The 14875-nt window shown below is 62.5% G+C and carries 14 protein-coding genes and 1 pseudogene; 7 read left to right on the top strand and 8 right to left on the bottom strand.

Annotated elements, in window-relative coordinates:
* Window position 1: 1 nt before the first annotated feature.
* On the bottom strand, window positions 2-1132 hold the full coding sequence (locus tag NCS03_RS28850) for an aromatic ring-hydroxylating oxygenase subunit alpha (RefSeq protein WP_008346220.1): 1131 nt from the start codon (window positions 1130-1132) through the stop codon (window positions 2-4).
* 154 nt (window positions 1133-1286) lie between these two features.
* A complete protein-coding gene (locus tag NCS03_RS28855; RefSeq protein ID WP_008346221.1) occupies window positions 1287-2213 on the bottom strand; it encodes a LysR family transcriptional regulator in 927 nt (308 codons plus the stop codon).
* A gap of 175 nt (window positions 2214-2388) precedes the next feature.
* Here NCS03_RS28855 and NCS03_RS28860 point away from each other — a divergent pair, with 175 nt between their 5' ends.
* The 7 genes from NCS03_RS28860 (at window position 2389) to NCS03_RS28890 (ending at window position 10312) form a co-directional block, all read left to right on the top strand.
* The gene (locus NCS03_RS28860) at window positions 2389-3729 is read left to right on the top strand and encodes a flavin-containing monooxygenase (RefSeq protein ID WP_250530320.1); all 1341 of its coding nucleotides are present in this window, start codon (window positions 2389-2391) and stop codon (window positions 3727-3729) included.
* 31 nt (window positions 3730-3760) lie between these two features.
* Window positions 3761-4204, top strand: coding sequence for a RidA family protein (locus NCS03_RS28865; protein ID WP_008346225.1), 444 nt, complete (start codon window positions 3761-3763; stop codon window positions 4202-4204).
* On the top strand, window positions 4201-4878 hold the full coding sequence (locus tag NCS03_RS28870) for a DUF1028 domain-containing protein (RefSeq protein WP_008346226.1): 678 nt from the start codon (window positions 4201-4203) through the stop codon (window positions 4876-4878). The genes NCS03_RS28865 and NCS03_RS28870 overlap by 4 nt, the downstream gene beginning before the upstream one ends.
* Complete coding sequence (argE, locus tag NCS03_RS28875) at window positions 4871-6034, top strand: acetylornithine deacetylase (protein ID WP_250530321.1); 1164 nt, start codon at window positions 4871-4873, stop codon at window positions 6032-6034. Before NCS03_RS28870 ends, argE begins: the two co-directional genes overlap by 8 nt.
* A gap of 77 nt (window positions 6035-6111) precedes the next feature.
* Window positions 6112-7533: a purine-cytosine permease family protein gene (locus NCS03_RS28880; RefSeq protein WP_250479375.1), complete on the top strand. Its 1422-nt coding sequence runs from the start codon at window positions 6112-6114 to the stop codon at window positions 7531-7533.
* A 242-nt stretch (window positions 7534-7775) separates the two neighbouring features.
* Complete coding sequence (locus NCS03_RS28885) at window positions 7776-9107, top strand: epoxide hydrolase family protein (RefSeq protein ID WP_250530322.1); 1332 nt, start codon at window positions 7776-7778, stop codon at window positions 9105-9107.
* 185 nt (window positions 9108-9292) lie between these two features.
* Entirely contained in the window at window positions 9293-10312 is a 1020-nt protein-coding gene (locus NCS03_RS28890) for an alcohol dehydrogenase (RefSeq protein ID WP_008346234.1), read from the top strand.
* A gap of 39 nt (window positions 10313-10351) precedes the next feature.
* On the opposite strand, the gene NCS03_RS28895 is transcribed toward NCS03_RS28890, so the two are convergent.
* The 6 genes and pseudogenes from NCS03_RS28895 to glyA all read right to left on the bottom strand — a co-directional run.
* A complete protein-coding gene (locus NCS03_RS28895) occupies window positions 10352-10954 on the bottom strand; it encodes a dimethylsulfoniopropionate lyase (protein ID WP_250530323.1) in 603 nt (200 codons plus the stop codon).
* A 13-nt stretch (window positions 10955-10967) separates the two neighbouring features.
* Complete coding sequence (locus tag NCS03_RS28900) at window positions 10968-12161, bottom strand: M24 family metallopeptidase (RefSeq protein ID WP_250437557.1); 1194 nt, start codon at window positions 12159-12161, stop codon at window positions 10968-10970.
* Window positions 12162-12173: 12 nt separating this feature from the next.
* Window positions 12174-13304 (bottom strand): FAD-binding oxidoreductase, encoded by a 1131-nt coding sequence (locus NCS03_RS28905; protein WP_250530324.1) that lies wholly within the window; start codon window positions 13302-13304, stop codon window positions 12174-12176.
* A 101-nt stretch (window positions 13305-13405) separates the two neighbouring features.
* Entirely contained in the window at window positions 13406-13954 is a 549-nt protein-coding gene (locus tag NCS03_RS28910) for a GNAT family N-acetyltransferase (RefSeq protein WP_250530325.1), read from the bottom strand.
* A 28-nt stretch (window positions 13955-13982) separates the two neighbouring features.
* Window positions 13983-14585 (bottom strand): helix-turn-helix domain-containing protein, encoded by a 603-nt coding sequence (locus NCS03_RS28915; RefSeq protein ID WP_250530326.1) that lies wholly within the window; start codon window positions 14583-14585, stop codon window positions 13983-13985.
* Window positions 14586-14689: 104 nt separating this feature from the next.
* A pseudogene (gene glyA / locus NCS03_RS28920) lies at window positions 14690-14875 on the bottom strand (serine hydroxymethyltransferase); the annotation flags it as partial.

Below are 14875 nucleotides of genomic sequence, written 5' to 3' on the forward strand. Positions count from 1 at the left end.
TTCAGTGCTGTGCGAGCTTCGTCGCGATATAGCGCGCAAAGTCGAAATTGGGCCGTTCAAGGTGGCTCAGATTTCCGGGCTTCGCGAGCGGCGCATGCACGCCGCGAAACACCGCTTCCACGCCGCGCCTGTCTTCCGCGTTCACTTCGTCGAGCAGCTTCTTCAATGTCGACATATGCGCGTTCGCTTCCGCGTCGGCGATGAATTCAGGCGCGAGACCGCCGCCGAAGCGGATATGCACTTGCCCGACGCCGCGCGGCTGCAACACGAGATACCAGAAATAGCCGGGCGTAAGCGTGACGAGATGCGTCGGATAGATCGCGAGCAGTGCGGTCGTCTTGCGCCAATGACCCGTTAAACGCGGGTTATCCGGATGAGCATTGCCAATGGGCAAGCTCGCTTCCTTCGTGATCCAGTGATAGTTGAACGCGGGATAACCCGGTGGACATTCCATCTCTTCGAGCTTCGAATGCGGCCCTACGGTCGCGCGATGCAGCATTGGCAAGTGATAACTTTCCATGAAGTTTTCGGCGAGGATCTTCCAGTTGGTATCCCACACATGCTCTTCATAGAAAGTTTCGATGTAGTCCGTCATGCCATACGCGCCGATCAATTCGCTCAGTTCGGCTAGCTGCGTTGCGACGGGCGGCGCGCTTTCATCGAGCGTCACATAGATCCAGCCTTGCCATTCCTCGCAGCGCACGGCGGGCAGCCTATAACTTTCCTTGCAGAAGCCTTCTTGCCGGTCCATGAGCGGCGCGCCCTTCAATTCGCCGTCGAGTCCATAACTCCACGCGTGATAGGGGCACACGATGCGCCGCTTGTTGCCGCGCCCTTCGAGCAGCACCGACATGCGATGCAGGCACACATTCGACATCGCCTTGAGCTGCATCTGCTCGTCGCGCAATACGACGATCGGCTGCGCGCCGATCTGCGCCGTCAGGTAATCGCCGGGTTCCTTCAACGCGCTCGCGCGGCCGACGCATTGCCATTCATGCGCGAAGATCTCGCGCTCTTCGAGTGACAGGAAGTCGGGCGATGTATAGACGCCAGGCGGCATGGCGTGCGCATCGCTGAATGGTCGTTCGCAATTCGACCGTAACTGGTCGATGAGCGTGTCCACTGCGATCATGAAGCCCTCCTTGTCTCGACTCGTGAGAGCGCGCTGGCGCGGGCTTTGACCGCATTGCGCTCGACATGGACATCAATCTATCAAGCCAAATTGCCAGCCAAAATATTGTTTTCGGATACAAAGCAAAGCTTTTATCTATGCAGCGCCGATAACTTCACGTATCGATATGCAGTCGCCTAATATAGTTCTCGCAGAACGACGAGAAGCGATGCACCACTTGCCGCGGACGCATCGTGCGCGATTGCGCGATGCCTAACGTAGTCGCGTTGACGTTGTCCTTGAAGCGCTTAATCACGAAGTCCTCGCCATCCACCGTGCGATTCGACTTCAGCGGAAAGTTGAGGATGCTATAGCCGAGGCCGTTCGCCACCATGCCGCGCACGACTTCCGGTTGCGATGACCGGAACGCGGGCACGGGACGGCTGCCGACCGCATCGAAGAGCGCGGCGAAATACTCGCGGCTATGCGGCAGATCGAGCATCACGTAAGGCTCCGATTGCAAATCGGCGAGCGATACCTTGCGCGCTCGCGCAAGCCGATGCGTCTTCGGCAAGATCGCATAAGGCGGCAACGAAAGCAGCGGCGTGAACGCGATGTCTTCGGTCAAGTCCAGACTATAGGTGAGGGCGATATCGAGCGAACCGTCATGCAGGCCGCGCAACAAGCCGTCCTGATGCGCTTCGACCGTGCGAAACGAAATGCCCGCGTGCCCCGCCGTGAAGCGGCTGATGAGTCCCGGCATCAACGGCGGTGCGAGCGACACGAGACAGCCGAGCGCGATGGAGCCGGTCATGCCGCCATCCATTTCTTTCGCGGCCATTTGCAGTTCTTCCGCGATCTTCAGCAGATTGCGCGCTTGCCCGAGCAGATCGCGGCCGGCCTGCGTGAGCGACAGACCGCTCGCATGATGGCGAATGAATAGCTGCACGCCGAACGATGCTTCGAGATCGGCGAGGGCGGTCGATATCGACGGCTGCGAAATATGCAGTTTTTTCGCGGCGGCGGTGAAGGACAAGGCTTCGGCAGCGACCACGAAGTAGCGCAATTGCCGCAGCGAATAGCGCAAGGGATGGCTTTCCATCGATGACATTCCGGAAATGGAGCTTCGATGAGCCGCATTGTGAAGTGCTCAAAATTCATTGCATAGCCAAATCCGATGCCGTGCATTTTTTAAATATATTTTTCGGATTCGGTCGGGACGCGTAGATTTTCACGAAGACATCACGGATACAACGGCCTTTCAGAAGGACATAGCCATGACAGTGGAAACAACGTCTATCGACACGCTCGTGGTCGGCGCGGGCCAGGCTGGCGTCGCGATGAGCGAACACCTGAGCAAGCTCGGCGTGCCGCATCTCGTGCTCGAACGCGATCGCATCGCCGAACGCTGGCGCACGGGCAGGTGGGATTCGCTCGTCGCCAATGGTCCCGCATGGCACGATCGTTTCCCTAATCTCGAGTTCGCGGATTTCGACCCCAATGGTTTCGCATCGAAAGATCAGGTCGCGGAATACTTCGTCGAGTACGCGAAGAAATTCGATGCGCCCATTCGCACCGGCGTCGAAGTGAAGAAGGTCGTGCGCAATGTGGGGCGGCCGGGCTTTACCGTCGATACATCCGACGGAACCATCGAAGCGAATCGCGTGGTCGTCGCGACGGGTCCGTTTCAGCGCCCCGTGATTCCGCCGATCGCGCCGTCGTCCGCAAAGCTCACGCAGATCCATTCCGCCGACTATCGCAATCCGCAGCAACTGCCCGAAGGCGGCGTGCTCGTCGTGGGCGCGGGATCGTCGGGCGTGCAGATCGCCGATGAATTGCAGCGCGCGGGCCGGCGCGTGTATCTGTCGGTCGGCGCGCACGATCGTCCGCCGCGCGGATATCGCGGACGCGATTTCTGCTGGTGGCTCGGCGTGCTCGGCGAATGGGACGCGGAAGTGATGAAGCCGGGCCGCGAGCATGTGACCATTGCCGTGAGCGGCGCGCGCGGCGGCCATACGGTGGACTTCAGGCGCCTCGCGCATCAGGGCATCACGCTCGTCGGTCTGACGAAATCGTTCGACGATACGCGCGTGAGCTTCGAAGCCGATCTCGCGGATAACATCCGTCGCGGCGACGAGAACTATTTGTCATTGCTCGATGCCGCCGATGCCTATGCGCAACGCAACGGGCTCGATCTGCCCGAGGAGCCCGAAGCGCGCCATATTCCCGCCGACCCGGAATGCATGACGCATCCGCTTCTCGAACTCGATCTCGCGCAAGCGGGTGTTACGTCGATCATCTGGGCGACCGGTTATGCCGTCGATTTCAACTGGCTGCAAGTCGATGCATTCGATGACAAAGGCAAGCCGAAACATCAACGTGGCGTCGCCAAAGAACCGGGCATCTATTTTCTCGGCTTGCCGTGGCTTTCGCGGCGCGGCTCCGCGTTCATCTGGGGCGTGTGGCACGACGCGAAACATATCGCCGATCACATCGTCACGCAGCGCAAATACCTCGCTTATTACGACGCGCCGCAACGTGCTGTCGAGACGAAGCGCGAAGAAGGCGTGACCGATGCATCGCGCGTCCACAAGGTCAGCGAGATGGGCGTCAACTGATCAGAAACTATCCGGAATCAAGGTGCATTCGATGAGCCAACCTACGCATACCCGTATCCGCATGTTCAACACGAAGGATACGTACCCGAATCAGACCCTCGATAACGATCTCTGCCAGGCCGTTCGCGCGGGCAATACCGTTTATGTGCGCGGTCAGATCGGCACGGACTTCGACGGCAATCTCGTCGGTCTCGGCGATCCGCGCGCGCAGGCCGAGCAGGCGATGAAGAACGTGAAGCAGTTGCTCGAAGAAGCGGGCAGCGATCTCTCGCATATCGTCAAGACGACGACTTATCTCACCGATGTGCGCTTTCGCGAGCCGGTGTATCGCGAAGTCGGCAAATGGCTGAAGGGCGTGTTTCCGATTTCGACGGGCCTTACCGTCGTCGCGCTCGGACAACCCGAATGGCTGATGGAGATCGACGTGATCGCCGTCATCCCCGATGGATGGACGCCGCCCCAGGAGCGCGCATGACATTCTCGATCGTCGGACGATGTGAAGAGACCGGGCAGCTCGGCATCGCGATCAGTTCGTCGAGCATCGCGGTGGGCGCGCGCTGTCCGTGGGTGCGCGCGGGCGTGGGCGTCGTCGCGACGCAGAACGTCACGCTGCCCGCGCTCGGTCCGCAAATTCTCGATTACATCGAAAGCGCCAAGCTCGATGCGAACGCCGCACTCGAACGCGCGTTGAGCGCGAACGAATGGAGCGAGTATCGGCAGGTGACGGTCGTCGATGCGCAAGGCCACACCGCGTTCTTCAGCGGCAAGCAAGCGCTCGGCACGTATCACGCGGTCGCGGGCAGGCAATGCGTCGCGGCGGGCAACATGCTCGCGGGCGTGCATGTCATCGAAGCGATGATTCCCGCATTCGAGAACGCATCGGGCCAGCTTGCGGATCGTCTGCTTGCCGCGATGCATGCGGCGATCGCGGCGGGCGGCGAAGCGGGGCCGGTGCATTCGGCGGCGCTGAAGATCGCGGGCGAGCAAAGCTGGCCGCTCGTCGATCTGCGCGTCGACTGGGCCGATGACGATCCCATCGGCAAGCTCGATGACCTGTGGCATGCGTACGAGCCGCAGATGCAGGACTACGTGACGCGCGCATTGAACCCGACCGCTGCGCCGAGCTACGGAGTGCCGGGCGATGAGTGACACGACGAGCCGCGATCTGCTCGACAAGCTGATTAGTTTCGCGACCGTCAGCCGCGATTCGAATCTCGCGCTGATCGAGTTCGTTCGCGATTACCTCGCGCAGTTCGACATCGAAAGCGAGCTGTTCTACAACGCGGAGCGCACGAAGGCGAATCTGTTCGCGACGATCGGACCGCGCGATCGCGGCGGCATCGTGCTCTCGGGGCATACGGATGTCGTGCCGGTCGATGGCCAGCCGTGGACCGTCGATCCATTCCGTCTCACGGAAAAAGATGGACGGCTCTATGGCCGCGGCACAGCCGACATGAAGGGCTTTCTCGCGTCGGTGCTGGCCGCCGTGCCGATGTTGATCGAGCGCGGACTGAGATTGCCCGTGCATCTGGCGTTTTCATACGACGAGGAAGTCGGATGCCTCGGCGTGCGGCCGATGCTCGCGCAACTGGCGAAGCGCGCGCACAAGCCCGTTCTGTGTCTGATCGGCGAGCCGACATCGTTGAAGCCGGTGCTCGGTCACAAGGGCAAGCTCGCGATGCGTTGTCAGGTGAAAGGCGCGCCTTGTCATTCCGCCTATGCGCCGTATGGCGTGAACGCGATTCAATATGCAGCGCGCCTCATCAATCGGCTTGAAGAACTCGGCGAACGGCTGGCGCAGCCCGAGCATCACGACGAGCGCTTCGATCCGCCGTATTCGACCGTGCAGACGGGCGTCATCAAGGGCGGTCGTGCGCTCAACATCGTGCCGGCCGAATGCGAATTCGACTTCGAAGTGCGCGCGCTTCCCGGCTTCGAAGCGAGCACGGTCGCCAAGGATTTGCAGGCGTACGCACAAGCCGAACTGCTGCCGAAGATGCGCGCCATTGAACCCGAGACGGACGTTCGCCTCGAAGCGCTATCCGCGTATCCCGGACTCGCGACATCGCCCGAAAGCGAAGCGGCGCGTCTCGTCGCGCTCTTGAGCGGATCGTCGGAATTCGGCACGGTGGCGTTCGGCACGGAAGGCGGACTCTTCGATCAGGCAGGCATTCCGACTGTCGTATGCGGTCCCGGCAGCATGGATCAGGGACACAAGCCCGATGAGTACGTAACCCTCGAACAACTCCACGATTGCGACGCGATGCTGATACGCCTCGCCGATCATCTTTCGACCACAGCCTGATTTCTCACACGCCGCAGGCGATACGGGCGCGATGCGCGTCAGGGCATCGCTTTGCCGCGCACAAACTGGAGACAACTTTGACTAGTGCATCACGCAACGCTTCTCCGTTGATCGAGAAGCACACCATCGGCTATGTGCCGCCCGAGGATCGTCACGGCAAAGTGCGCGACCTGTTCACGCTATGGTTCGGCGGCAATATCGCGCCCTTGCCGATCGTGACGGGCGCGCTCGGCGTGCAGATCTTTCATCTGAACCTGCTGTGGGGCATCGTTGCGATCGTCGTCGGACAGGCGGTCGGCGGCGTGCTGATGGCGTTGCATTCCGCGCAAGGGCCGCAAATGGGCATTCCGCAGATGATCCAGAGCCGCGCGCAGTTCGGATCGTGGGGCGCGTTGCTCGTGACCGTCATCGCGGGCGTGATGTACGTGGGCTTCTTCGCGTCGAACATCGTGCTCGCGGGGAAGTCGCTGCATGGCATCGAGACGTCGGTGTCGGTGCCCGTGGGCATCGTGATCGGCGCGCTGGGATCGGGACTGATCGGCATCATCGGATACAAGTTCATTCATATCCTGAACCGCATCGGGACGTGGGTCCTCGGCATCGGCATTTGCGTGGGCTTCGGCTACATCCTCACGCATGTCTCGACGGACGATTTCCTCACGCGCGGCGGCTTCAACTTCGCCGGCTGGCTCGCGACCGTATCGCTTTCCGCGCTGTGGCAGATCGCGTTCGCGCCTTACGTGTCCGACTATTCGCGCTATTTGCCGGCGACCGTGCGCGTCTCGTCGACGTTCTGGGCGACGTATCTCGGCTGCACGATCGGTTCGACGCTCGCCTTCGTGTTCGGCGCGGTCGCGGTGCTCGCGGTGCCGCCCGGCGCCGACGCGATGGATGCCGTGAAGCTCGCCACCGGACCGCTCGGCCTGCCGATGCTCGTGTTGTTCCTGTTGAGCGTCATCAGCCACAACGCGTTGAACCTGTATGGCGCGGTGCTCGCGGTGATCACGTCATTGCAGACGTTCGCGTATCGCTGGATTCCGACGGCGAAAGCGCGCGCCGTGTTGTCGGTCGTGATTCTCGTCGCGTGCTGCTATGGCGCGATCGGCGCATCGACGAACTTCGTCGCGAATCTCGTCGATCTCGTGCTTGCGCTGCTCGTCGTACTGGTGCCGTGGACCGCGATCAATCTCATCGACTTCTATGTGATCCACAAAGGCAAGTACGACATCCAGTCGATCTTTCAGGTAGACGGCGGCATCTATGGACGATTCAATCCGCAGGCGTTGATCGCTTATGCGATCGGTATCGTCGTGCAGATTCCGTTCATGAACACGCCGATGTATGCGGGCGCGGTGCCCAAGTATCTCGACGGCGCGGATCTGTCGTGGATCGTCGGATTGCTGCTGACGTCGCCGGTTTATTACTGGCTTGCATCGCGCGATACGAGTTATCGGCGCAGACAGAACGGTGCGCGTGTGGCGTCGAATGTGGCGCGGTGATTCATAAGCGATGTCGGGCGGGACTCTTTCCCGCCCGACAATTCTGTTGTAACCCCGGCTGCATTTACGTCGAGTGTGCACATGCACATAATCGCGTCACCTGCTGCGAAAACCCCTTCGCGGCGCATCGAGGCGGTGACGATCCCAGGCTTGCCGAACGGCGGCCTGCAAGTGCGGTTCAGTGATTCTGATTCGTTGCGGCACACATCGCTCCTCCTCGCACACGCATTCAGGAGCTTGTCATGTCGAACGATCTTCCTCTCCGGACGGCTTCGCGCCGTCATTTCATCGGCGTCGCGGCGGCGAGCATCGCGGCGAGCGCATTGAGCCGCGTCGCATTCGCCGATTCGATCCAGAGCACGGCGGACATCGTGCAAGTGAAGAGCGGCGACAAGACCGCGATTCGCCCGCTTCGCGTCCACGCAACGGATGCGCAACTCGCCGATCTGAAGCGGCGCGTGCAGTCGACGCGCTGGCCCGAACGCGAAACCGTCGCCGATGCCTCGCAAGGCGTGCAACTCGCGACGATGCAGCAACTCGCGCGCCATTGGTCGACCGCTTACGACTGGCGCAAGGTCGAAGCGCGGATCAACGCGGTGCCGAACTTCGTCACCGAGATCGACGGACTCGACATCCACTTCATCCACGTTCGCTCGAAACATGCGAACGCGTTGCCGATGATCGTCACGCACGGCTGGCCCGGCTCGATCATCGAGCAACTGAAGATCATCGATCCGCTGACGAATCCGACCGCGCATGGCGGCAATGCATCGGATGCGTTCGATGTCGTGATTCCGTCGCTGCCCGGCTACGGATTTTCCGGCAAGCCGACGACGACCGGCTGGGACCCGCAGCGCATCGCGCGCGCATGGATCGCGCTGATGCAGCGGCTCGGCTACACGCGCTATGTCGCGCAGGGCGGCGACTGGGGCAACGCGGTGACCGAGCAGATGGCGCTTATCGCGCCGCCGGAACTGATCGGCATGCACACGAACATGCCGGCGACGGTGCCGGACGATATCGCCAACGCGCTGAAGTACGGCAATCCCGCGCCCGCGGGTTTGGCCGGCGATGAAAAGCACGCGTCCGATCAACTCGATTACTTCTACAAACACGGCCTCGGCTACGCGCAGGAAATGGCGAATCGGCCGCAGACGCTGTATGGCATCGAGGATTCGCCGATCGGTCTCGCGGCATGGATGATCGATCACGACGCGGCGAGCCAGGCGCTTATCGCGCGTGTGTTCGACGGACAGGCGGAGGGTCTCACGCGCGACGACATCCTCGACAACATCACGCTTTATTGGCTGACGAACACGGGCGTTTCATCGGCGCGGCTGTACTGGGAAAACAAGCTCAACTTCTTCGCGCCGAAGCATGTTGCGATTCCGGTGGCGGTGAGCGTGTTTCCGGACGAGATCTATGCCGCGCCGCAAAGCTGGACGGAGAAGGCGTATCCGAAGCTGATCCACTATAACCGTCTGGCGAAAGGCGGGCATTTCGCGGCATGGGAGCAGCCGCAAGCCTTCACGGATGAAGTTCGCGCGGGCTTCCGTCCGCTGCGTTCGGCGTAAAGGCGGCGCATCGCGGTCAGCGCGCGCATGGACGCGCGGCCGATGCATCTGGCGGAACCCTGTCACAATCGCAATCTCCGACGTTGCTCGACGATGCGCTCGGGAGTGCAATTGACCGGGCCGTCTCATCCGATTGCGGCGCGCGAGGTGCGCCGCGCGTGTTTCTCCATGACAAGGAGCAAGCGATGCCAACGATGCAGGCAGTGCAGGTAACGAAAGCGAATGGTCCGCTGGAAGTTGTCGAGCGCGATGTGCCGGAACCGCCCGCCGGACACGTGCTCATCAAGGTGCAGGCGTGCGGGATCTGCCACAGCGATTCGCTGACCGTCGAAGGACTCTGGCCGGGTCTGCAGTTTCCGCGCGTGCCGGGACACGAGATCGCAGGCGTGATCGAGAAGCTCGGCGCGGACGTCGAAGGATGGGAAAAGGGTCAGCGCGTCGGCGTGGGCTGGCACGGCGGGCATTGCGGCCATTGCGAGCATTGCCGGCACGGCGACTTCGTGCTTTGCCAGCGCGCGCTGGTGCCGGGCATCAGCTATGACGGCGGCTACGCGGAATACATGGTGGCGCCGCAGGAAGCGCTCGCGCGTATGCCCGACGATCTCTCCGACGTCGATGCCGCGCCGCTTCTTTGCGCGGGCATCACCACGTTCAATGCGCTGCGCAACAGCGGCGCGCGCGCGGGCGATGTCGTCGCGGTGCTCGGCATCGGCGGGCTCGGTCATCTGGGCGTGCAGTTCGCGCGCAAGATGGGCTTCCAGACGGTGGCCATCGCGCGCGGACAGGACAAGGCGCCGCTCGCGAAGCAACTCGGCGCGCATCATTACATCGACAGCGAATCGCAGAACGTGGCCGACGCGCTCAAGGCGCTCGGCGGCGCGCGCGTGATACTCGCGACGGCGACGAGCGGCAAGGCGATGAGCGCGACCATCGGCGGGCTGGGGCTGAACGGCAAGCTCATCATGGTCGGGATATCGGAAGAGCCGGTCGAGGTGCCGATCACGCAGTTCATCATGGGGCGCAACTCGGTGCAGGGCTGGCCGTCGGGCACGGCGGCGGACTCGCAGGAAACGCTCGCGTTCAGCGCGCTGTCGGGCGTGAAGCCGATGATCGAGGAATATCCGCTGTCGCGCGCGGGCGAGGCGTATGAACGGATGATGAGCGGCAAGGCGCGGTTCAGGGTTGTGTTGACGCCGGGGAAGTGAGGTGAGCGAAGCCCCGCTGGGCGGGGCTTCGAAAGCCGCCTAATCCCCCTCCCTCGTCAACAGACACCAGATCGCGAAAAACGGCACATCACCCGACCGCATCGCGTGCGGATTATTCCGCACGTTATGAATCCCGCCGCCGATGCCCGGATCGCGCCATTCTCCGCCGTTCTGCCGAAACTCGCCCGGCGTGAACAGCACATAAGCTTCCTCGGGCGGATGACTGTGATCCGGATAACGCGTATGCGGCAGCATCAGCGAAAAGCCCAGTTGCACGTCATAACGGCTCTCCGCGCCGCCGGGACCGCAGATCATGCCGTGCACGTGTGCATCGATATAGCCGTCGCTACCGTTCACGCCCGATGATCGGCGCGACCAGCCGAGATCGGGTTCGAGCGCCTTGATCGCGCGCGCGGCGGTGCCGAAGCCGGTGTCATCGTCGATGAAAGGCGCGAGCGTCGCGTCGAGCCATTCGCATGCGGGATAGCGCGTGCGATGCCGCGCGCCATCGTCGGATGGCGTCCGCAATCGCTCGAACACGCGCGCCGCGACGCGACGTCCCGCTTCCGGCAGCTTCTCCGATTGAAACAGCTTCTCCGCGATGGCGATGTAAGCCGCCACGTTCTGCGCACGACGATTCATGAAGCGCTCTCCGTCACAACCAGTCGGTCTCGAAGCTGCATGCCGTGAGCGGCACGCAGCCGTGCTCCGTAAGCACCACTTGTTCCTCCAGTTTCACGCCCTGACATCCGCCTTCCGCGCCGATATAGCTTTCGATGCACAGCGTCATCCCCGTTTCGAAGACGCCGTCATAGCCCGCGCTGTCCCAATCGACCTGATGGGCGATGGCCGGCGCTTCATCGACCATGCCGATGCCATGCGCGATGCAGCTATACCGGTTCTTCACGTACGGCGCGGGAATCTTCCACGCCTTCTCGGAGAACTCGCGATAGGTCATGCCCGGACGCAGCAGGTCCATGTTGAAATGCACCTGAGAATAAGCCAGTTCGTACAGCTTGCGTTGCTCGTCGGATGGACGCGTGTCGCCCACCGTCCAGGTGCGCGAAATGTCGGAGCAGTAGCCGTGCGGGCCGACCATGTCGGTATCGAAGGCAAGCAGTTCGCCGTTTTGCAGCACGCGCGACGAACATTCGCGCATCCACGGATTGGTGCGCTCGCCGGACGCGAGCAGTCGCGTCTCGATCCATTCGCCGCCGTGACGGATGTTCTCGAAGTGAAGATGCGCCCATAGCTCCTGCTCGGTCATGCCGGGCCGAAGCTCGCGACGCATCCGTTCGATACCGGCCTCGCACGCGCGCAGCGATTCGCCGATCAGCACGAGTTCGCCCGCCGACTTGATCGCGCGGGCGTCTTCCATCATCGCCTGACCGTCGAGCAAGGTAAGGCCGCGATTGACGAGCAGCGCCGAGCCGATCGGATCGAGCCGGTCGACCGCGAGCCGGCTGTCGCCGCGCGCGTGCGCGCGAAACACATCGACGATTTCGTTCGCCCACACTTCGGCGCGGCTTTCCGCTTCGTGGCCCGCGCTGAAATAAATCCAGCTCACCGCGCCGCGCATTTCGACGTTCAACTCGATGCCGTCCCAAACGTGCTCGCAGCTATGAAACTCCCACGCGACGATGCGGCCATCCGCGAACACCATGATGTAGCGCGACGGATTGCGCGCGGTCCATATCTGCATGTTGGACGTGTCCGTCGCATAGCGGATATTGACGGGGTCGTACAGCAGGATCGCGGGACATTCGTGTCGCTTCAATTGCGCAAGCACGCGCGCGAGCCGATAGGTTCTGACATCGCGCATCGTCCGCACCGGGTCTTCGACCGCCATGTGCGCGTCTCCTCACAGTTCCAGTACGAGGTCCGAAGTCGGACGGCTGCAGCACAACAGGCGAAATCCCTTCTGGACTTCCCTTTCGCGAATGCCGCCGTTGTGATTCATGTCGACGGTGCCTTCGAGCACCTTGGTCTTGCACGTCCCGCATATGCCCTGACTGCACGATGACGCCACCGCGACGCCCGCCTTCTTCGCCGCCGACAGCACCGTTTGCGATGCGTTCATCGTGAACGATTTCGACGAGCGCGACAGCTTCACGGTGAAGGTTTCCTGCGCAACGCCGGCTTCGTTCGGCGAAGGCGCGGGCGCGACGCCCGCACCGATATCGAAGCTTTCCTGGTGATAGCGCGCCGGATCGTGACCGCCTTCGCGAAGCAACGTCCGCACCGCGCTCATGTAGCCGGCCGGGCCGCACGTGAAGACCTCGCGCTCCAGATAGTCGGGCGCCCATTGCGACAGCAATTGCAGGCTGAGACGGCCGATCGGACCTTGCCACTGCGTCTCGTCGCCGATGCCTTCGCACACGAAGAACACGCGCAGGCGCGGCGAGAGCTTCGCGAATCGCGCGAGTTCATCGCGGAACACGATATCCGCAGGCGTACGCGCGCTGTGGATGAACACGATGTCGCGATCCAGCCCAAGGTCGATGCTCGCGCGCGTCATCGACATGAGCGGCGTGACGCCCGATCCCGCCGACAGAAACAGCGATTTCCTCGCGGGCGCGACGCTCGGCGTGAAAGCGCCGGAAGGACCGTATGCACGCAGTTCGCTGCCGGGCTTCATGTTGTCGTGCAGCCAGTTGGACATCGTTCCGCCCGGCACGCGCTTCACCGTTATCGAGAGCAAAAACGGGCGCGTCGGTGCGGAGGAGATCGTGTAGCAACGCTCGACCGATTGCCCTTGCACCTTCGCCGACACCGTCATGAACTGGCCCGGTTCGAACCGCACGGGCAGGCCGTCGGCGGTGCGGAATTCGAAGCTCTTGATATCGTGCGTTTCGTCGACGACGCGGCAGCACGTCAGCGTCTGTTGCTCGCCGCTCGGCCATAGCTTGCCGCCATGTTCCCAGGTGACGACATCGGCGAGGCGATCGTCGAGATCGACCGCGGGAGCAAAAAATCTGTCGACTGAATTCATGGCGCGAAAAAGAGTGCGTTGGCGATGAGCGAAGTATTGGATCGCCCATAAACACCGTCAACGCGCTTTATTTTCCGCGTTCCATTACTTGATGTTATGCGTCAGCCGTCGACCGGCGCGACGGGCGTTTCGAGCTTGAGCTGATAGAACGCCGCATCCAGCCAGCGGCCGAATTTGAACCCGGCTTCGGTGATCGTTCCCGAATGCGTGAAGCCGAGCCGCGTATGCAGGCGGATGCTGCCCGCATTCGTCGCATCGACGCAGCCGACGAGCACATGCACTTGTGCTTCGCGCGCGCGCCGGATCAGTTCGCGCAGCAGCCGCTCGCCGAGCCCGAGGCCACGGCAATCGCGATGCACATAGACGCTGTGCTCCACGGTGTACTTGTAGGCGGGAAACGCGCGGAACGTGCCCCAGCTCGCAAAGCCCATGAGCTTGCCCGACGCATCGACGGCGCCGACAACCGGAAACCCGCCCGCGCGTTTCGCGGCGAACCACATCGACATGGCTTCGGCTGGGCGCGGCACGTAGTCGTACAGCGCGGTCGAGTTGACGATGGCTTCGTTCAGTATCTCGAGGATGGCCGACGCGTGTTCGGCCTCGTTGCAATCGATGAGGCGCACGTCGTCGTGCGGATCGGTGGTGTTCATTCGATATCCGTTCAGGGCTGAAGATGAATCAGGTCGCGGACGCGTCGCCGATGGCGAGAATGTAGCGCGCCGCTTTCGAAGCCGGGTTGCTGAAGATGAGCGGGCGGTCGAGGCGCATCGCGAGGCAGTCGCCTTGCTGAAGCGCGTGAAGCTCGTCGCCGATCACGATGTCGATGCGTCCGCTCATCACCCAGACTTGCTGGTGCATGTTCGATTCGCGTCCGCCGGTTTCATACGCGACGCGCGCGCCCGGCGGAAAGTCCACTTCGACGAGCTGAAACGGCGACGGCCAGCCCGCAGGCGATAGATTGCGGCGCGTATAGCCGGATTCGGGATCGCGCCATTTCAATTGCTGGCGGCGCCGCGCGAGCGGTTGCGCGGGCGCGCCTTCCGCTTCCCCGCCGAAAAGGCTCGCGAGCGATACGCCCAGGCCCGCCGCGAGCTTGTCGAGCACGACGGCGGTCGGGCTGGCCGCGCCGCGCTCGATCATCGAGATCATCGAGCGGCTCACGCCGCAGCGCGCCGCGAGCGCGTCCAGCGTGTAGCCGCGCGCGGCACGCAACTCGCGGACGCGATCCGCGATGCGCTGGTTGATGTCGGCTTCAGCGGAAGGCTCGGCGGTATCTAGCATAGTGGACGGAGTGTCCAATAAACTAGACGTCGATGTCAAGCGAAAGCGGGCTTCGCTGCACGAAGACAGCGAAGCCCGCCGATCACGCCTATAACCGGTTCAGATCAGCCGTACACGGGGAAGCGCTTCGTCAATTCCGCGACCTGCTGACGAACGCGTTCGAGGTTGCCCGCGTCTTCCGGGCTTTCGAGCACATCGGCGATCAGGTTGCCGACGATCTCCGCTTCCTTCGTGCCGAAGCCGCGCGTGGTCATCGCGGGCGAGCCGAGGCGCACGCCGCTCGTGACGAA

This window comes from Caballeronia sp. ATUFL_F1_KS4A, assembly GCF_023630905.1.
GTDB classification, from domain to species: Bacteria; Pseudomonadota; Gammaproteobacteria; order Burkholderiales; family Burkholderiaceae; genus Caballeronia; species Caballeronia zhejiangensis.